The organism is Pseudoalteromonas sp. HF66, assembly GCF_011806445.1.
Classification (GTDB): Bacteria; Pseudomonadota; Gammaproteobacteria; order Enterobacterales; family Alteromonadaceae; genus Pseudoalteromonas; species Pseudoalteromonas apostichopi.
Genome location: NZ_JAATOU010000019.1, coordinates 1 through 20454 on the forward strand (window position 1 = coordinate 1; position 20454 = coordinate 20454).

Below are 20454 nucleotides of genomic sequence, written 5' to 3' on the forward strand. Positions count from 1 at the left end.
ACGCAAAATGCTTGGCTTGTGCTCCTTCGTCGCTAAGTTTAGCCAAGCTACATTTTGCGCCCATTAGTAAGGCGTTACTGATTAAATACTCTAACGTGTTTTTGTCCAAAAACAAGTTACTAATCAAAATCTCGCACTAAACAAACAAAAAAGCGCGGCTTAACTAAGCCGCGCTTTTTGCAATCAATTCACAATTAAAGTGTGTAGCTAAAGGTTAATTTAGCATTACGCTCTTCTCCTGGCATACCGCCTAAGAACATTGCTTTTGAGTAATAGGTTTTGTTAAACAAGTTGTTTAAGTTTAACTGTAGTTTCCAATCATCTGTTTGGTATTGAATTGCGGCGTCGTAAACCGTGTAGCTTGGTACGTAGCCATCTGGAATACCAAACGAGGTTGAGTTTGTGCTGCGGTCATCAACATATTGCACGCCTGCGCTAATTGTCAGTGGCTCGGCTAAATTAAACCATTTAGCGTCATAGCTTAACCAGCTGCTTGCTGTTACATAAGGCACACCTTTTTGGCGAGTATCGAAAGATGATGAGTTAGGGTTTTTCTTATCGCGAGCGTCTTGATACACCGCATTTACGTTAAGTTTCCACTGCTCGTTTAAATCGGCATTTAAATCAAGTTCAACACCTTTGGTTTGCTCTTCACCATCGTAAAAGCTTTTTGGTACTGAGGCATCAGATACACCGGCTTCATAATCTGGGTTGGCATACTCAAGGTTTGTACGAGCACTATCAAATACCACCAGTGAGGCCAGTAGTTGATCGTCAAAGGCTTTTACACGCATACCAATGTCGTTACTGACTGATTCTGCGTCATCGCGGTCTGCTTCGTTACCCGACACACTACCAAGCACACTGTAAGCTGTACGGCCTTTAGAATGGTTTACAAAGAACGAAATATCATCGCTAAGTTTGTAGGTTGCACCTAGGTTGTAGGTCATACCGCTGTCTGATGTATCTGCTTCTGGTGTTGGCTCGGCGGCACTTGCGCGGTAGCGCGCATCTACACCAAAGTGTTCGTAGCTTTGTTTAATGCGGTTAAATGCAACGCCTACACGGGTTGTGAAAGTGTCGTGAATATACGCAACATGTTGAATACCTACACCCCAAGCTTGAACCTTTTTGTTGTAATCGCTGGTTTTTAGCGGGTCGTAATCATAAAAGCTGCCTTCGCCCCAGTTCGGGTTACGAATATCAAAAATGTAAGGTAATTGACCTTGGTAAATAACCTCTCCATCTTTATTTTTAATGACTTTGTCGGCATCGTAAATTGAGTATTGTTTAAAACGAATATCGCGGTCTTCGTAGTTGGCGTTTACAAGTAGTTCGTTATCAATACCAGCAAAGCTAAAGTCATAACGCAAGTCAGCAAAGTATTGCCATGATTTTTCGTCAGCTTCTACTTGGCGGTATTCTTGGCGGCGCGCAGCAAATGGGTATAGTACGTCATCAACTACTAATGGAGCGCGCGGGTCAGCATTGATCACGCCATTACGGTTCCAATAAACATAGTTGTAAGCACCCGTTTGGCGGGCAAAGCTCGATTCGTAATTACGGTATTGTAGTTGCTGATTTAAAAATAAATTATCAGTAATGAAGTAGTTATGGGTTAACTTAAAGCGCAGCTCTTCGCCTTCGTTATCATTTGCCATTGGCGAGATAATACCGTTATGACCAAAGGTATAAGGTGTTAAGCCATCATTGGCTGCAAGTGAGTCTGCTAATTGCTGACGTTGCTGTTCGGTTAGTTGCAGGCCTTTTGCTGTTGCATCGTTTATTAAATCGGCAGCGGTTACTTCATCTGCGGTTTTGCCATTGACTGAGTCGCTGTTAAAAATACGAATAGGGTGGCCAATTGAATCAACAGCAATGGCATCTTTGATATAAGCGGCAGAAATCATGATGTCTTGTTTGTCGCTTAATACGTATTTTAACGCGCCATAAATTTCATCACGGTCGTCTTTTAAGTCGCGGTAGCCATCGCTGCGAGCGGTTTTTGCGTTAACGCGATAAGCAAGGTTGTCGGTTAATGCTGCTGTACTATCAAAGCCTAGTGAGTAGCAAAGCCTAGTGAGTAGCTATCCCATTGACCAAGCTCAGCATTAACGGTGTGCTGCTCAGTAAATTGTGGTTTCTTTTCAATCAGATTGATAACCCCACCTGCGCTACCCATACCATATAAGCCTGTTGCTGGGCCTTTAAGTACTTCTACAGATTCAACATTGGTCATTGAACGTGTAGGGTTAAAGGTGTTACCTAGGCCTGCACCACCGTACATGCCATCGTAAGTATAGTTAGCACCTAAACCGCGGATCACTAAGTTATCGCCAATGCCGTAGTTATTACCGGCTTGGGTTACACCACTAATGTTACGCACTAAGTCTTGTAAGTTTGTTGCGCCTTGCGAGTTGATAAGCTCTTGATCAACAACCACAACTGGCGCTGGCGTTTCCATTAGGGTCATATTTGATTTAGTGGCAAGGCCAGATTCAAGTACTACACGGTTTTGTTTGTCGTAAACGGTAATACGTTCAACAGAGTCTAAATCGTTGGCGGTTGCATTGAATGCGCTTAAGCAGGCTAGGGCTAAAATTGAATATTTGTGTGTCGTCATTATAGGTAATTAGTCGAAGTTTTTCGGTAATGATAATGCGAGCTATTTTCATTTCAAGTTTTATTTGACTGTTTTGGGTAATTTCTCAATCTAGACACAAGTTGTTAACAATTGGTTTTATGGTTGGTAATTTTGTTTACGATATGGATACAAAGGAAGGTTACTGACTTCACTCATGCAAAGCCAGCAAAATGGCTTATTTAAAAACCTTGCCGTCTTTCATAACAAATTGTACATCTTCAAGGACTGCAATGTTTTCAAGCGGGTTGCCTTTAACGGCAATAATATCGGCTAAGAAACCGCTTTTGATTTGCCCAAGTTGATCATCCATTTTTAGCAGTTTAGCGCTATTGATGGTTGCAGACTGTAAGGCTTGTAGGGGTGTCATACCAAATTCAACCATACGCGAAAACTGCTTTGCGTTATCGCCATGTGGGTAAATCGCCGCATCGGTACCAAATACCATGTTCACACCTGCTTTTACTGCACGGCTAAAGCTATCGCGTTGCTTTTTAGATACTTGGCGTTCTTTGTTGAGGTTTTCTTCTGCAACCCCATTTTGTTCACCAAAGGCTAGGGTGTACTCAGTGTTGTAAATATCCATTGAGAACCAAGTACCGTGTTTTTTCGCAAGTTTAATGGCTTCATCATCAACAAAACTAACGTGTTCAACACTGTCTACACCGGCAACAATAGCCGCTTTAATACCACTGGTACCGTGTGCATGGGCTGCCACGGTTAGGCCACGAAAATGAGCTTCGTCAACAATGGCGTTCATTTCGTCTTGGCTATATTGTTGAATACCGACTTTCGTGCCTTTTGAGAATACCCCGCCTGTTGCGCAAAACTTAATGGCATTGGCACCGTACTTAATGTTTTCACGTACTTTAGCGCGCACGGCCCATGGGCCATCAGCAACGCCTTCGGCGGTGTATTTCATTTCTGGTGGTAAACGGTTGTTATCGCAGTGACCGCCAGTAACACCTAACGACGGGCCTGCAGCCCAAATACGTGGGCCAACAATGTCGCCTGCGTTAATGCCATCGCGAACTGCAATAACGCTGTAGCCTTCTGCGCCTAAGTTACGCAGCGTTGTAAAACCTGCATACAGTGTTTTTTCGGCAAAGTGCGCCGCTTTGATTGCTTTACGCGGAATCGATTGACCAATTCGCTCACTGCGCGGCACGGTAGGATCGCTCGTTAAATGAACATGCATATCCATTAAACCTGGCACCAAAGTCAGCTCTGGTAATTGAACATGCTTATCGCCGTCTTTTAAATTCGGCTGTTTATTGCTTTGTACAGCTGTAATTTGACCATTATCTATACTGATGAGTGGTGATTTAATCAGTTTACCTGAATTTACATCTACCATGGCTTTTGCCGATAAGTAGGTTGTTGCATAGGTATTTAAAGAGGTTAGGCAAGTAAGGCCTAGGCTAATCGCAAGAACTGTCTTTTTCATTTTTATTCAAAATTGGTAAGTCGAGTCGCCACTCTAGCAATCAGCCTGCAAAGTGTAAATAAACTGCGATAAGTTACGGCTATACTTGCTAAATAGGGAACTAAACCCTCATAATTTACGCGTACTTAATATAAGGGCAGGGAAAGAATGAAAAACGTAAAACTAGCACTACTTAGTTCGGCTGTGATGTTTGCATTACTTGGTTGTAATGAATCAACGCCAACAAACGAAAAACCAACCACTTCGGTGAGCAAACAAGCACCAAGCGCAACGTCAGCCACAGAGCAACTTGATACATTACTAGCAGACTACTTTGAAGCAGGCCTAAAGTTTAATCCAATTGGTGGTACTTACATTGGCCGTAGCGAATATAACGACCAATTTATTGCACCTATTAGTAAAGCAAACCGCGACGAGCAGCTTAACTTTGTTAAAGAATACAAAAACAAACTAGCAAATATCGACAAAGCGCAATTAACGGGTCAGTCATTATTGAGCTACGAAATCCTAGCCCGCGATTTAGACCTTGCGATTGAAGGCGCTCAGTTTCCAAGTTACTTAATGCCAATTAACCAAATGGGTGGGGCGCATAATACCTTTGCTGCATTAGGTTCTGGGCAAAGTGCACAGCCTTTTAACACCGTTGAAGATTATCAAGCATTTGAAAAACGTGCTGATGGTTTCATCGCTTGGTTAGACAGTGTTGAGCAATCAATGCGCCAAGGCATGAAAGACAAAGTGGTTCTTCCTAAGCCGCTTGCTGAAAAACTATTACCACAATTTCAAACTCATATTGTAGAAAAACCAGAAGAGTCATTATTCTGGGGGCCAATTGCTCAGTTACCTGAGTCTTTCAGCGACGAACAAAAAGCACAGCTAACAAGCGCATACTCTGCGATGATCAGCGAGCGTTTAGTGCCGGCGTATCAAAAAATGGCTGACTTTTTAGCTAATGAATATATTCCAAATGCCCGTGAAAGCATTGGTTACAGCGACCTACCAAATGGTAAAGCATGGTATGAGTATCAAATCAAACAGCATACAACACTTAGCTTAAACGCCGATGAAATTCATGACATTGGCTTAAGCGAAGTATCGCGTATTTTATCTGAGATGAAAAAAGTCAAAGAGACTGTCGGTTTCGAAGGCGATTTAAAAGCGTTTTTTGAACACTTAAGAACTTCAGATGAGTTTTACTACGATACGCCAGAAGAGTTAATTGCTGCGTACGAAGCAGTAAAAGAAAAAATTGATGCTAAGCTGCCGCAAATGTTCGATATTGCGCCAAAAGCGCCATACGTTGTAAAAGCAGTTGAAGATTTCCGCGCTGAATCTGCTGCGGGTGCATCTTACCAGTCGCCAGCACCAGATGGTTCACGCCCAGGTATTTTTTATATCAATACCTTTAACTTAAAAGCACAGCCTAAGTTTTTACTTGAAACCTTGTCTATTCACGAAGCAGCGCCGGGTCACCACTTTCAAATTGCCTTGCAACAAGAAATTGAAGGATTACCGCTGTTCCGTAAATTCGGTGGCTACACGGTATTTGCAGAAGGTTGGGCATTGTATGCAGAAAGCTTAGGTAAAGAGCTTGGCTTATTCACTGACCCTTACATGTGGTACGGTCGTTTATCAGATGAGCAATTACGTGCAATGCGTTTAGTGCTTGATACTGGTTTCCACGCGAAAGGTTGGACACGTCAACAAGGTATTGATTACATGTTGGCTAACTCATCAATGGCCGAAAGTGACATTATCGCCGAAGTTGAGCGTTATATTGCATGGCCGGGCCAAGCGCTATCGTACAAGTTAGGTCAGTTCAAAATTCAAGAACTACGTGACTACGCGAGCAAAGAGCTTGGTGATAAGTTCGACATTAAAGCCTTCCATACGCAAGTTCTGATTGATGGCGCATTACCTATGCCAATTCTTGAAGAGAAAATTAAGCGCTGGGTTAACGAGCAAAAGTAACACGCTAAACTTTGCGCGCATGCTGGCTTTACGCTAGAATGCGCGCTGTTTAGGGGCTTTGAGTAATACCATGTTAGAAGATCAATTTTGGCTTAAGCGCTCGCTTGAGCAAATGTCACAACCCGAATGGGAAGCCATTTGTGATGGCTGTGGTAAATGTTGTTTAAACACATTTATCGACAGCGAAGACGAAGATGAATTTACCGCAACGGATCAACTCCGCGAGGGAGAAGAACTGATCTTCACTAATATCGTTTGCCAATACCTAGACAACGACACCTGTGGTTGCAGCGAATATGCGAATCGTCAAACCTTGGTGCCTTCATGTGTAAAGCTCACTAAAGAAAACCTCAAAGATATCTTTTTTATGCCGCAAAGCTGTAGCTACCGTCGCCTTTACGAAGGCCGTGGCCTTGCGTCTTGGCACCCGTTATTGAACGGTGGTAGTAAAGACATGATGCATGAGCTGGGTATTTCTGTGCGTGACAAAACAGTGAAAGACTGCGACGTAGACCTAGATGACTTTGATCTTTATGTGGCCGAATGGCCAACTAGAGACATTGATTAATGAGCGCCCTTAAAGCCAGCATTGGCCTGTTAAACCCAAAAAGCCCAACTAATGTGGGTGGCGTATTACGTGCCGCGGGTTGTTACAATGCCAAGCAGGTATTTTTTACTGGTAGCCGCTATTTACGCGCTAATAAGTATCACACCGATACCAAAAATGTGCTTGAGCATATTCCACTTACGCAAGTTGAAAGCCTAGAGCAAGCAAAGCCTGAAGGTGCCACAACGGTGGTGATTGAGCTTGTTGAAGGTGCAACGCCACTGCCTGAATTTAAGCACCCTGAAAACGCATTTTATGTGTTTGGCCCTGAAGATGGCTCGGTTAGTAAAGACGTGCTGAAATGGTGTGATGAAGTAGTGTATGTGCCAACCATAGGCTGTATGAACCTAGCCGCAACCTGCAATGTTGTGCTGTACGACCGACTTGCAAAGCTCGGTGGTATTGAGAGTTCAAACGACACCATTTGCAATAGTCGAGACACCAACAACTCACTTAAATGGCAACAAAAAAAGAGCGCTAAATAACGCTCTTTTTAGATTCAAACTCAAAACTACTTTTTAGTAATTTGTACGTTACTTTCAAGGCCAATACCGTTGTCGGTAATGTCTGTGGCAAAATAAACACCGACAGGTTGGTCGCGTAGGGCATCAAGCTCAGCCATTTCTTCATCAGATAATTGACCCGTTGCAGCAATCGTATCAAGCAAAGGTAATAAGATTTTTTGAACGTCGAATGCCATGTTCACAAAGCCATTTTTAGTGACACTTTGCGACTCTAAAGTCTCGGCAATTTGTGCTGACTTATCACCGGTGAAAATCACAATATGATTGCCTTTCAGCGCCATTTTAATATCAAAGTTAAGTGGCACAGGCGATGGAATGTATTCATTGATCAACACAGCATCACCATTAGCAGGTAGCTTTATATTAGCAAGTGGCGGTACAAAACCTTGCGCAATAGAATAAAGGCCATGAGCATCGGTTGCAGAAAGGGTCACGATGGCATCAAGCTTATCAATTTGTGGGCCGTTGTAGTCATCAATGGTAAATGCAGCATCTTGAACGCTGACACTCATGCCTTGTACGCCATTTGCAAAACCCGACACCATAGCAAGCCCCGCAGTACTCACATCTTGCATTTCATTTTGTAGTGCGACAATCGGGCCACAGTTAAACTCAGCTGATTTAATTGCACCGGTTAGCGTATTGGCCAGTGGCAGTACTTTTGCTACATCAATACCATAAGCAACGCTCATCATTTGGCCATCAAGCTGTGTGGTGTGTTTTGGTACAAAACCACGCACGGCTTGTAGAGTATTAAGTAAGTCTTGATCAGTGCTTTGCAGCACTGCTTTTACGTCAAAGTCGGCGTAGTCGGCTGTAATACGTGTTTTTGTTGTGCCTGATACTGTCGCGGGCCATTTAGCGGCAATAGCAGCAATATCATCCTGACACTGCGGTGTTGAAATCGCTGCTAAGGCATTTGATTGCTGCGCTTTATCAAGAAGCTCTTTTAGCATCTGGTGTAAACGAGAGTCTTCTTTGCCTGTTACAGCATTGGCGATGCGTTGATGATCGACAAAGCCAACCGAGTTACCATCAAGCGAGAAAGTTTTAATAAGCTCAGGTAGTTTTTTAGTCTCAGCCAGTGATTGAGCTGGTTTTTCTACGCCAAGGGCAATACGTAAGTCTTGATCGTTAGAAAGCGAGGTAGTCAGCGTTAAGGTAGCCCAATTGTTGTGAGCTGATGCTATTAGGTTGAAGTTATCTAGCCCTTCAAGTTCAATGGCAAAGCGCGTGTAGCTAACGCCTTCAAGGCTTTCTGTTGTATAAGCAATACCTGCTTCATCAGCAGCTTGTTTAATACTATTGATAATACTGCTTTGATCTGCGACCTGAAAGCGCACAATAGGCATTAAACCTTGCGCATACATCATCCCTTTGTAGTCGTCACCAAAGCCCCAAATCGATTTAAAGGCATCGTAAGAGCTCAGTGATTGCTGGTATTTTTCCATCAGTGATGCAAGGAAAAGGGCATTCTTATCATCAACTGTTTTAAGCTCAGCAATAACGGGCGTTAAATCGCTAGTACCTTTCATTGCATCTGGCATAAGCGCAAAATACTTGCTGTACGGAAACGGCTTAAGTTGACCATAAAAAACCGCCGTATCGGCTGGTACATAAGCAAGCTCAGGTAAATCTACATCAACACTGGCTTTGTTTTGTGAGTACAACAACGCACCTGCAACAATGGCAATCGCGCCCCCAGCTAGAAGCTTATTATTCATAGGATGAATTCCTTTTTCTTTAATTAGTTGAAAAACATACCATGAAATTTAAGCACTCTCCACTAGAGTGCTTAATAGATTTGTAAGCAATTATGAGTGGTTATAGAAGATCTTCGGCGCTAGGTAATGATGCAAAGGCACCATAACGGCTTACAGCAAAAGCGCCGGCTTTAGCAGCGTAAGCAATGGTTTGTTCAATATTAGCTTGGGTTTGGCAAAACTCTTTAAAGCTTTGTTTGTTTTCACAGTGCTGACCAATTCTAGACAGCATACCGCCAATAAAAGCGTCGCCTGCGGCAGTGGTATCAACCACTTTTGTAGCAGGTGGACTTACTTGGCCTTTAAAGTCAGCATGATAAAAGCTGATTGCTTCACCGCCATTGGTAACAAGCAAACAAGTTACACCTGCCTTTAAAATGGTATCAATGGTATGTTCCAGTGGCATTGCTTGATGGCTCTTTTGATTTAAAAACTCAAGTTCTTCAAATGATAGTTTGACGATATCTGCCAGTGAAATAACATGCCACATTCTATCTAGCGTATGGCGCATGCTTGGCCATAGGTTTTCGCGTAAATTCATATCAAAACTACAAATTGCACCGGCTTTTTTCGCCTGAGTTAAGCCATAAATAGTTGTTTGATAGATGTTGTGCTCAGTGAGACTGTTGCTGCATACATGCATAATAGCGTGACTTGAGAACATTGCATGGTCAAAGTCGTCTACGCGATACAGTAAGTCAGCTGCTGGTGGGCGATAAAAGCTAAACGAGCGCTCGCCACTTTCATCGAGTGATACAAACGCCAGCGCTGTTTTAGCAGCATCAGTGAATGTACAGTAATCAGTGTTTACCGCATGTTGGTCAAGCTCTTGTTTAATAAAGTGACCAAACATATCATCGCCTAACATGCCACAAAAGCTGGTGTTTAGGCCTAGTTTTGCAGCTGCAACAGCCACATTGGCAGGTGCGCCACCTGCGTATTTAGTAAATGATTCAGGTTGTTTACCATCTGATAAAAAGTCGATTAATGCTTCGCCAAAACACACTAAACTCATTATGCATTCCTCAAGGTTAAGGTTCTTAATACTTCGTAGCAGGCACCCATAGTATGATAGTCGGTTTTGCCTGCTGGCGATTTTTCGTCACTGTAAGGCAGATTTTCTGCTGATAAAATACGGTACCAAGCACCATATCGGTGATCTACCATATGTTGCCAACTGTACTGCCAAATTTTTTCGTACCATTGCCAATAGCTTTCATCATTTGTGGCATCAGCGAGTAGGGCTGCTGCGGCTAGTGATTCGGCCTGCACCCAAAAGTATTTATCGCTATCACAAATTTGTTTGTCTGGTGCAAAGCCATAAAAAATACCACCATGTTGATGATCCCACGCAATGCTTAGAGTTTCATCAAAAAGGCTTTTCGCCCTAGTCACCAGCCAAGGTTCATCAATGTGGCGGTTTAAAATAAGTAACAGTTTTGCCCACTCTGTTTGATGTCCAGGTTGAAAGCCCCATGGTCTAAATAAATGCTGCGGATCATCTTTATTGTAATCTAAATCAATTTGCCAGTTTTTAGAGTAGTGCTCCCACACAAACTGCTGGCTGTATGCTGCTAGTTTAACTGTGAAAGTTTTGGCAAGCTCTTTCGCGCGCTCTAAATAACGCTGTTCATATGTTGCTTCAAAACACATGAGAAGAGCTTCGCATAAATGCATATTGGCATTTTGCCCTCGATACTCATCTGCACAGCTAAAATCGGCATTTTGTTCATCTAAATAGGCATTATACTTTGGTTCAAAATAGTGTTGCTCTAATAAATCCCATACTTGTGAGATAGTATTTTTACAGTCGCTAACACCAGCTTTTAAAGCAACTGCATTGGCAAGCATTACAAAGGCAAGCCCATAACAATGGTTGGTATCGTCTAAAACACTCACTTTGCCGTTGTTATCTTGTTTTATAAGCCAAGCGTAACCACCGGATGCTTGCTTATGGGCATGTTCAAGGTGGGCTAAACCATGTTTAGTGAGGCTTAAATATTCAGGGTCTTTGAACTCGATGTACGCCATTGCGTAGTTAAAAACAAAGCGTGTACTCGATACTAAATGGCGAGTGTGTTTATCGTAAATCGCGCCATTATTTTTAAAAAATTGATAAAAACCAGCTAAGCCATGAGCTGAATAATCAACACAGTGTGGGTGATAAAAAGCAAGCGTATCTTGGATATGCTGCTTAAGAAAAGCAGAGCTTTTAAAGTTAACTGTGGCCATGGTCTATCAATAAATCTGTGTTCATCTTGCAACTATAGCAGGAAATAGAAATATTGGAACGTTCCTAGTAAATCTTTGTGCTATTTTTACTTCAATGTGTAGAATCAAAGGTAACTTGTTAACGGAGTGAAAACCACGTGAGTGAAATAAATACAAACCAATCGTTTGTCGCCGATGGTTCGCAGCAAAATAAAAATTACCTGCTACCACTGACGGCAATGACAACCCTATTCTTTTTGTGGGGTTTCATTACAGTTTTAAATGATGTGTTGATCCCGCGCTTAAAAGGGGTATTCGATTTAACCTATACAGAGGCAATGCTGGTTCAGTTTTGTTTCTTTGGTGCTTACTTTATTGTTTCGCTACCAGCGGGTATGTTGGTTAAAAAACTTGGCTATAAAAATGGCGTACTAACAGGCTTAGTAGTGGCATCAATTGGCTGTATGTTATTTTATCCTGCGGTTGTAGTGCATGAGTACTGGCTGTTCTTAGGTGCATTATTTGTACTAGCAGCGGGTGTTACCGTATTACAGGTGTCAGCTAATCCATATGTTGTGGCGTTAGGCCCTGAAAAAACAGCGTCGTCGCGTTTAAATCTTGCTCAAGCACTTAACTCCCTAGGTACAACGGTTGGACCATATGTAGGTGGTATTTTATTCTTCGGTACAGCGGGTACTTTAGCTGCAAATGCGGCAACTGCTGAATCAGTAAAAGTGCCTTACCTTATGTTAGCAGCAGCGCTATTAACTATTGCTGTTGTATTTGCATTCTTTAAACTACCAGTGATTGCAGAGCACACAGAAGAGCAAGACTGTAAAGCGAAAGGCCACAGCCTGAAAGAAGCACCACATTTAATGATGGGTGTGGTAGGTATTTTTTGTTACGTAGGTGCTGAGGTTTCTATTGGTAGTTTCTTGGTAAACTACTTCGGAGAAGAGCATATTGCTGGCCTTGAAGAGCATGCAGCTGCAAGCTTAATTGCTTACTACTGGGGCGGTGCAATGGTTGGTCGCTTTATTGGTTCTGCAGCTCTTCAGAAGATTGCACCATCAAAAGCGTTATTCTTTAATGCCATGATGGTTATTGCACTGCTGTTAGTGACTATTTTCACTGAAGGTGACTTAGCACTTTACTCAGTACTTGCGATTGGTTTATTTAACTCAATTATGTTCCCAACTATTTTCTCTGTAGCTATTGAAGGTTTAGGTTCACTCACCAGTAAAGGTTCGGGTTGGTTATGCTTAGCTATTGTAGGTGGTGCATTAGTACCATTAGTACAAGGTGTGGTTGCAGATACAGTTAACATACAACAAAGCTTCTTCGTACCAGTGATTTGTTATGCATTTATCGCTTGGTATGGCTTAAACGTTGTGCGTTTAGCTGATAGCTGGAAACAGCGCATCGGTTAAAAGTACTTTCTAATAAAAGCCCCGCACAGATTTGCGGGGTTTTTTTATGCCATTTATTTGCTACCAGGAACAAATTTAGATGACAAAATGATTTAATGAATACGTATTCAAGGGCGATTAAATCAAATCTATTTAGGAACGTTCCAAAATGGGTTTTGTTGTTTTTTATCGTGACGACTTTAGAAGTTAAATTTGCTGCCGTTAACAAAGTAATTGATTTCTATATAAAGCGTACTTTAATTAAAAGGAACGTTTTTCTAGTTTTAGCCTAAATTTATAAGACAAAGAGCTTGAAATTTGTTAAATATAAAAGCGCTAACAACGAAAAAAATAACAAACAGGTTTGTCATGCAAAGCACTCTTAAATTTACCACCAAGGTAACTGTGGCTGCATCACTGGTTTTAGTGATTGTGCTCGGTTTATTCACGATTAATAACTTCATCTCTATGCGCAGCCAAACGCAAGAGCAGCTTTCGCTTGTGTTGCAAGAGATTTCTCAGTCAGTGTCGCAAAATATAGCGAACTGGTTAAATGCCAAGTTAGCGATTGTTTCGTCAGTTGCAGACACCTATCAACTTGGTGACAGCAAAGAGCTAACACTTACACAGCTCAACACAGCTGACAAAGCTGGTAACTTTAAAAACACATATATAGGTATCACTGATGGCACATTTGTATTGAATGACCAATCGGTTGTGTTACCGCCTGACTACGATGCTACGACACGCCCGTGGTACAAACTTGTTGAAAACAAAACTAACACTGCTTTTACTGCCCCTTATATTGATGTAACAACCAATGAGCTGACTATTTCGGCTGTAGCCCCTATGCAAGCAAATGGTGTGTTTAGCGGTGTTGCAGGTGCTGATATTGATATGAAAACCATTACTAAGATAGTTAACGAAATTGACTTTTTAGGTTTTGGTTATGGTTTCTTACTTGATAGTGAAGGCCGCATTTTAAGTCACCCAGAAACTAAGTTTAACGACAAAAACATGCGCGATTTATTCGGTAAAAGCCTATCGTTACAATCTGAGTTTGTAGAAGTACAAGTTGGTGGCTTAGATAAATTAGTGTCGTTTACCAAAATTAAAGGAATTCAAAACGTTGATTGGTATCTTGGTGTGGTGATCAACGAAGAAATTGCCTATTCATCGGTCGCGTCATTTAGAAATATGGCTGCCATATATATGCTGATGGGTATAGCCGCTATTGTATTAATGATGCAGTTCTTACTTCGTTATTTAATGCGGCCAATGCAGCGCCTAAACGATGCAATTAAAGATATCGCACAAGGTGAGGGTGATTTAACCCGTCGTCTTGAGGTTGAAAACAATGATGAATTTGGTGAATTAAGTCATTACTTCAATGCTTTTATCGAAAAAATTCATACATCAATTGAGCAAGTTAAAAATACCACTGTTGAGCTTGAGCGTTTAGTTGAGAGTTTAGTGAACCAAACTCAAGGTACGCTCGATATGTATGCAGACCAAACAAAACGTACTGACAACGTTGCAACCGCAATCAACGAGCTTACCTCTAGCGCGGTAGAAATCTCAAATAGTGCAAGTAATGCGTCTAGCCTTGCGACGAGTGCGAATAGCCAGTCACTACAAAGCCAATCTGCGTTAGCTGATAACTTAACTGCTATAAATGCCTTGTCTCGTAATATGGAGCAAGCACAAAAAACGATTAATAGTTTAGATGCGCACACTGTAAGCATTGGTCAAGTACTTGAAGTGATTAAAGGTGTAAGTGAGCAAACCAACTTATTAGCGCTTAATGCTGCTATTGAAGCGGCCCGCGCAGGTGAAGCTGGTCGAGGTTTTGCGGTTGTTGCTGACGAAGTTAGGCAACTAGCACACCGAACACAGCAATCAACGCAAGAAATAGAAGACACTATTTCTCAATTACAACAAGGCTCTGCGTCTGCGGTTGAAGTAATGACTGCAAGTATTCGTGACAGCGAAAAGAGTGTTGAACAAGCCCATGTAGCGGGTGATAAAATGGCTGAGGTGACGCGTGCTATCGAATCAATCGATGAAGTGAACCACAGTGTAGCGAATGCCACCACAGAGCAAAACCAAGTAATTCAAAGTTTAGATAGTGATATACACTCAATTAGTGAGCTTTCTAATCAAGGTAAGAGTAATCTTAATAACACCTTGAATGAGTGTACAAAATTAAAAGCCCAGTTCTATGAGCTTGAAAAATTGGTACTTAAATTTAAAGTTTAGTTTTAAGAGACTGCAATTTTGGATCAAAACTGGCTTAATGCCATTAATTTAAATAGTGTCGACACGGCGGATAAACAACGCCGTGCCTTCACGCTGTTTACAATGGCTTTTTTTGCCATTGTATTAATCACATCCTTAGTATTATCTAACTATCAAATTTATGCCTTACCGTTAACTATTATGTTAGTGGTCAGTGATGTGACTATTGTGCTGTGCATGTTTTATTACTTTCGCACTGGCGCTTTGGTGTCTGTTAGTTGCATTATATTGTCTATTATTCTGTTGCTCTGCGTGGCATTGGTGTATACCGGTGGCAAAGAGAATACCGCTTTATATTGGCTGATGTTTTACCCTATTGTGGCTTATGTCACCTTAGGTTTAAAAGTTGGCAGTGTATTGGTTATTATTATGTATAGCAGTGCGGTTGCTTTGTTATTTAGCCCTAATTTTGGTCAAGCGCATTATGGGCAAGTTGAAACCTCACGCTTTATAGCCTCTTTCACAATGGTGATATTGTTTTCTGCGATTAGCGAATACTTTAGACAAAAAAGCCATCAAAAAATTGCTGATATTACCTTAATAGAAAAGCGCGATGCATTGACAGATCCACTTACTGGCCTTGCGAATCGCCGTTATATTTATGAGCATATTCAGCCTCGTCTTGAAGCCGAAGCGGCTAACTATTTACCGATGTCGATATTATTAATTGATTTAGATAACTTTAAATCAATTAACGATAGTTATGGCCATGATTTTGGTGATCAGGCATTAATAGCGTTTACCTCTATGATGCATGATAAATTACGTGGCACAGATATTAAAGCGCGCTATGGTGGCGAAGAATTCATTATTTTACTGCCTAAAGCTGGACTCAATATAGCTCATGCCGTGGCCGAAAAGCTGCGTAGTTATGTCGCTCAAAAACAGATCCCCTTCGATGTTGGGGAGTCTGTGACAATCACATGTAGTATCGGAATTGCCAGCCTCGAAAGAGGAAGCCAATTTAGTAAAGCGATTAAACAAGCTGATGACAACCTTTATAAAGCTAAAGCAAAAGGGCGTAATGTCGTGGTTTCTGATTTAACCGAGATAAGCTAAATGGCAAGGTTAATTTATGTTTATGACCCTATGTGTAGTTGGTGTTGGGGCTATAGAGAAACTTGGTTAAAGCTTCAAGCAGCCCTTGGTGATAAACTTGCTATTGAATATAGAGTGGGCGGCCTTGCTCCTGATTCCGATGAGCCAATGCCTATAGATATGCAACAGTTTTTACAGCAAACATGGCTGCGAATTGAGCAGCAACTTGGTACACCATTTAATCATGAGTTTTGGCACACTGCTAAACCACGTCGCTCTACTTACCCAGCATGTAGAGCTGTGATTGTTGCAAGGCAGCACGAAAAAGAGCAGGAGATGCTTTATGCCATTCAAAAAGCCTATTACTTAAATGCACAAAACCCGTCAGACATAAGCACACTTGTGCTCCTTGCTGAGCAAATAGGTTTAGAAAAAAGCACATTTATAAAAGAAATTGAAAGTGAAAACATACATTCTTTATTAATGGCCGAAATAAACCAAGCTAGAAGCTTACCTATCCAAGGCTTTCCGTCTTTAGTTATTGAAAATAAAGGGAACTACCACGCTATCCCTGTTAACTATCTAGACTGGGAAAGCACTTATCAACAGATCGTTTCCCATATTTAGTTCCCAAAACCCTGCAAGTTTTGCCTTATCTTTGCGCAATATAAACTAATTGTTACAGCTGTCATAATTTTGTATTTTTTACGCAACACGCTTGTCATTTTTCATCGTTATCCTTTCGCACATTAAAACAACCCCCACTAGTAAATTAAGCTAACTTAACGAGTAAAGGTGTATGCGATGAAAGGCGTTAAACCACTGATTTTAGCAGGTATTGTAGCGGCATCTGCGGCGGTACATGCAAACGATCTAGATAAAGTAATTGATAAAAGCAGCGAGATAAACAAATCTGCAGCGCAATCACAAACTAAAATCGACAAGATTGCAGATTCAATGCAAGGTCGTTTACAACAATTCAAAGCTCTTAATAAAGAAATTGAAGGCTTAACTGTTTATAACGCGCAACTTACCAAGCAGTTAAACAACCAAATTGCTGAAATGGACGCGTTAAATGAGTCAATGGATCAGGTATCAGTTATCGAGCGTCAAATTACGCCGTTAATGATGCGCATGATCACGGGCCTGGAACAATTTGTTGCACTAGACGTACCTTTCTTAACTGAAGAACGAAGCAAACGTATCGCATCATTAAAAGAAATGATGGACCGCGCAGATATCACTTCAAGTGAAAAATTCCGCCGTTTACTTGAAGCTTACCAAGTAGAGGTTGATTACGGTCGCACTATCGAAGCGTATACATCATTACTTAATGTAGATGGTCAAGAGCGCGAAGTAGATTTCTTACGCATTGGTCGCTTAGAACTTATTTATTTAACACGCGACGGCAAAAAAGCAGGTAGCTGGGATAAAGAAACAAAATCGTTTGTTGAGTTACCAGATTCTGCAATCAGCCAAATCAACAAAGGTTTACGCATTGCTCGTAAGCAACTTGCCCCAGATATGTTAACACTGCCAGTCCACGCTGCTGAATAAGAGGTTTGAGATGAAATTATTAACGAAAATGACAAAAATGGCCGTATTTGCAGCTGGCCTTGGTTTTGCTGGTAGTAGCCTAGCGGCTGAGCCAATGGATTTAGATTCATTACTAAAAACATTAGAGCAAGGTAACGCACAGCAAAGCGCTGAGAATAAACAACGTGAACAAGAGTTCATGGCGCGTCAAAACGAACAAGTACAAATGCTTAAAGATACACAAGCAAAGCGTACTGCAATGTTAAATGAGTCAGAGCGTTTAGAAACTCAGTTTGAAGAAAATGAAGTAAAGCTAGCTAACTTAACTGACACGCTTTCAAACCGTATGGGTTCACTTAAGGAACTTTTCGGTGTGTTACAACAAGTTGCGGGTGATTCAAGTAACAAATTCATGACGTCAGTTGTTTCTGCAGAGCTACCTGGACGCAGTAACTTCATGGATGAGCTGGCACAAAAAATGGGTTCAACGTCAAAGCTTGCTTCAATCGATGATATCGAAAAAGTATGGTTTGAATTACAACGTGAAATGACCGAACAAGGTAAAGTATCACGCTTTACAACAGATGTTATCGTTGAAGGTGGCAGCAAAGCACAAAAAGAAGTGGTGCGTGTTGGTGCATTTAACTTAATCGCAGACGGTAAATACCTAGAGTACACACCTGCTACGAATACAATCAGCCAGCTTACACGTCAGCCAAGCAGCCGTTACACAGCAACTGCTACTGATCTGCAACAAGCAAATTCGGGTGTTGTTCAGTTCGCTCTTGACCCAACAGGTGGTTCTATCTTAGGTCTTTTAGTACAAGCTCCTGACACTGAAGAGCAAGTTCACCAAGGTGGTACTGTAGGTTATATCATCTTAGGTGTTGGTCTAATTGCTCTACTCATCGCACTTGAGCGCTTTGTATCACTGATGATTATGGGTAGCAAAATCCGTCGTCAGCTTAAAGACACAGTTGCACGTGATGACAACCCACTTGGCCGTGTAATGAAAGTGAAAGATCAGTACCCAGATGTAGCGTACGACACACTTGAGCTAAAATTAAGCGAAGCAATCATTCGTGAAATGCCGAAAATAACCCGTAACCTGACGCTAATTAAGATTATCTCTGTGGTGGCCCCGCTACTTGGTCTACTAGGTACGGTAACGGGTATGATTAACACTTTCCAAGCAATTACTTTGTTCGGTACAGGTGACCCTAAACTAATGGCGGGTGGTATTTCTCAGGCACTTGTAACAACTGTACTTGGTCTGGTTGTGGCTATCCCAACAGTATTCTTATACACACTTCTTAACACGCGCTCTAAAAACATGCTGTTAATTTTACAAGAGCAAAGCGCAGGTATCATTGCAGAGCGAAGCGAGAAAGGAGCATAAATCATGGTGCTATTGATTGATGCAATCAATGCTCTACGTGATTTCCTCGACACAGGTGGCCAAGTTCTCTTGGTCATCGGGGTCCTCATCTTCGCGATGTGGTTATTGATACTTGAGCGTTTTATGTATTTCTTTGGCGGCTTTAAACGCTACAAGAAAGACGTAAAGAGCACTTGGAGCAATAGAGCAGAGCGTAACAGCTGGAACGCAGAGCAAATTCGCCAAGCGATGATTTCACGCGCTGGCATGCAACTAAATAATAACCTTGCGCTAATTAACGTAATGGTTGCGTTATGTCCACTTTTAGGTCTGTTAGGTACCGTAACCGGCATGATCGAAGTATTTGATGTAATGGCAATCACAGGCACAGGCAGTGCTCGTTCGATGGCATCAGGGGTGTCTAAAGCCACTATTCCAACCATGGCCGGTATGGTGGGTGCACTTTCAGGGGTATTCGCATCAACGTTCTTACAACGTCGAGCAAAACGTGAAGTGCAATTACTTGAAGACAACATGGTCTTAGACCACTAAACGAATTTTAGGGTGATGTTACACATCACCCACTAGGAGACTAACAATGAGAGCGCCACTAGGTAACTTATTTCAAGAAGACGACGCAGAAGAAATCAATATGACGCCAATGCTAGACGTTGTTTTCATCATGCTTATCTTCTTCATCGTAACAGCATCATTCGTAAAAGAAGCCGGTATTGATGTAAACCGCCCTGAAGCTGCAACTGCAGTGAAAAAAGAGCGTGCCAACATCTTAGTTGCTATTTCTGACAAAGGTGAAATTTGGATCAACAAACGCCAAGTAGATATTCGTGCAGTACAAGCAAATATCGAGCGCTTAAAAGCTGAAAACCCACAAGGTAGCGTGGTTATTCAAGCTGATAAGAAAGCCACAACGGATGTACTTATCAAAGTAATGGATGCATCGCGAGCTGCAGGCGCATTTGATGTGTCGATTGCTGCGCAAGAAGCATCATAAGGAATGTGAGCGATGCGTTATATAGTTGCATTAATCATCGCTGGTATCGTGACTGTCATGCTGTTTTTAGGTATGCAGGCACTGATCACCGGTGGTGAAGGGGCCATGTCTGAGCCCGTAAAAGGAAACGTACTTGATTTTGTTCGTCTGAAAAAAGAAGAGACAGTGCAAAAGAAAGAACGCAAACCGCAAAAGCCACCAACGCCAAAAGAGCCACCTCCGCCAATGGAATCACCGCAAATGCAAAACAGTGATCCTAACGCGAGCAATGCCAACTTTGACTTTGGTGCTAGCGTTGAAGCAGACGTTAACTTAGCGGGTGGCTTAGCGCTTGAATCAAGCGACGGTGAATACCTACCGATTGTAAAAGTAGCGCCTGTTTATCCGCGCCGAGCTTTATCGCGTGGTATTGAAGGCTATGTGATTGTTGAGTTTACAGTAACCAAGCAAGGCACAGTACGTGACCCGAAAGTTATTAAAGCTGAGCCTGAATCACTGTTTGACCGCGCTGCGATGGATGCAGCACTTAAATTTAAATATAAACCGCGCGTTGTTAACGGTGAAGCTGTTGAAGTAGCGGGCGTACAGAACAAAATTTCTTTCCAAATTAACGGTTAGA

16 protein-coding genes and 1 pseudogene are annotated in these 20454 nt (G+C 41.9%); 12 read left to right on the top strand and 5 right to left on the bottom strand.

Annotated features, from left to right (window positions below; all coding sequences use genetic code 11):
- Positions 1–194: 194 nt before the first annotated feature.
- Positions 195–2623, bottom strand: a pseudogene (locus tag HCZ11_RS15905) (TonB-dependent receptor).
- Positions 2624–2819: 196 nt separating this feature from the next.
- Positions 2820–4088: an amidohydrolase family protein gene (locus HCZ11_RS15910; protein ID WP_167658876.1), complete on the bottom strand. Its 1269-nt coding sequence runs from the start codon at positions 4086–4088 to the stop codon at positions 2820–2822.
- Positions 4089–4235: 147 nt separating this feature from the next.
- Here HCZ11_RS15910 and HCZ11_RS15915 point away from each other — a divergent pair, with 147 nt between their 5' ends.
- The 3 genes from HCZ11_RS15915 to HCZ11_RS15925 all read left to right on the top strand — a co-directional run bounded on the left by HCZ11_RS15915 (position 4236) and on the right by HCZ11_RS15925 (position 7151).
- Entirely contained in the window at positions 4236–6059 is a 1824-nt protein-coding gene (locus tag HCZ11_RS15915) for a DUF885 family protein (protein WP_167658877.1), read from the top strand.
- A gap of 70 nt (positions 6060–6129) precedes the next feature.
- Positions 6130–6627 carry a YcgN family cysteine cluster protein gene (locus HCZ11_RS15920; RefSeq protein WP_054552059.1) on the top strand — a complete coding sequence of 166 codons (498 nt, stop codon included), beginning with the start codon at positions 6130–6132 and terminating at the stop codon, positions 6625–6627.
- Positions 6627–7151, top strand: coding sequence for an RNA methyltransferase (locus HCZ11_RS15925; protein ID WP_054552060.1), 525 nt, complete (start codon positions 6627–6629; stop codon positions 7149–7151). Before HCZ11_RS15920 ends, HCZ11_RS15925 begins: the two co-directional genes overlap by 1 nt.
- A 26-nt stretch (positions 7152–7177) precedes the next feature.
- Here HCZ11_RS15925 and HCZ11_RS15930 read toward each other — a convergent pair whose 3' ends face one another.
- From HCZ11_RS15930 to HCZ11_RS15940, 3 genes are all read right to left on the bottom strand, one after another.
- Positions 7178–8914 (bottom strand): hypothetical protein, encoded by a 1737-nt coding sequence (locus HCZ11_RS15930; RefSeq protein ID WP_167658878.1) that lies wholly within the window; start codon positions 8912–8914, stop codon positions 7178–7180.
- A 100-nt stretch (positions 8915–9014) separates the two neighbouring features.
- On the bottom strand, positions 9015–9968 hold the full coding sequence (locus HCZ11_RS15935) for a carbohydrate kinase (protein ID WP_167658879.1): 954 nt from the start codon (positions 9966–9968) through the stop codon (positions 9015–9017).
- Positions 9968–11185 carry an AGE family epimerase/isomerase gene (locus HCZ11_RS15940; RefSeq protein ID WP_167658880.1) on the bottom strand — a complete coding sequence of 406 codons (1218 nt, stop codon included), beginning with the start codon at positions 11183–11185 and terminating at the stop codon, positions 9968–9970. The genes HCZ11_RS15935 and HCZ11_RS15940 overlap by 1 nt, the downstream gene beginning before the upstream one ends.
- 137 nt (positions 11186–11322) lie before the next feature.
- On the opposite strand from HCZ11_RS15940, the gene HCZ11_RS15945 reads away from it, so the two are divergent.
- The 9 genes from HCZ11_RS15945 to HCZ11_RS15985 all read left to right on the top strand — a co-directional run bounded on the left by HCZ11_RS15945 (position 11323) and on the right by HCZ11_RS15985 (position 20453).
- Entirely contained in the window at positions 11323–12594 is a 1272-nt protein-coding gene (locus HCZ11_RS15945) for a sugar MFS transporter (RefSeq protein WP_167658881.1), read from the top strand.
- Positions 12595–12942: 348 nt separating this feature from the next.
- Positions 12943–14832, top strand: a complete 1890-nt coding sequence (locus tag HCZ11_RS15950; RefSeq protein WP_130052559.1) for a methyl-accepting chemotaxis protein — start codon at positions 12943–12945, stop codon at positions 14830–14832.
- Between the two features lie 18 nt (positions 14833–14850).
- Complete coding sequence (locus tag HCZ11_RS15955; protein ID WP_254869169.1) at positions 14851–15930, top strand: diguanylate cyclase; 1080 nt, start codon at positions 14851–14853, stop codon at positions 15928–15930.
- Complete coding sequence (locus tag HCZ11_RS15960; RefSeq protein WP_167658882.1) at positions 15931–16536, top strand: DsbA family protein; 606 nt, start codon at positions 15931–15933, stop codon at positions 16534–16536.
- A gap of 177 nt (positions 16537–16713) precedes the next feature.
- Complete coding sequence (locus HCZ11_RS15965) at positions 16714–17466, top strand: DUF3450 domain-containing protein (RefSeq protein WP_130052557.1); 753 nt, start codon at positions 16714–16716, stop codon at positions 17464–17466.
- Positions 17467–17476: 10 nt separating this feature from the next.
- Complete coding sequence (locus tag HCZ11_RS15970) at positions 17477–18844, top strand: MotA/TolQ/ExbB proton channel family protein (RefSeq protein ID WP_167658883.1); 1368 nt, start codon at positions 17477–17479, stop codon at positions 18842–18844.
- A 3-nt stretch (positions 18845–18847) separates the two neighbouring features.
- Complete coding sequence (locus HCZ11_RS15975) at positions 18848–19375, top strand: MotA/TolQ/ExbB proton channel family protein (protein ID WP_054552070.1); 528 nt, start codon at positions 18848–18850, stop codon at positions 19373–19375.
- A gap of 46 nt (positions 19376–19421) precedes the next feature.
- Positions 19422–19835 carry a biopolymer transporter ExbD gene (locus HCZ11_RS15980; protein WP_063707380.1) on the top strand — a complete coding sequence of 138 codons (414 nt, stop codon included), beginning with the start codon at positions 19422–19424 and terminating at the stop codon, positions 19833–19835.
- A gap of 12 nt (positions 19836–19847) precedes the next feature.
- Positions 19848–20453 (top strand): energy transducer TonB, encoded by a 606-nt coding sequence (locus HCZ11_RS15985; RefSeq protein WP_054552071.1) that lies wholly within the window; start codon positions 19848–19850, stop codon positions 20451–20453.
- Position 20454: the final 1 nt, after the last annotated feature.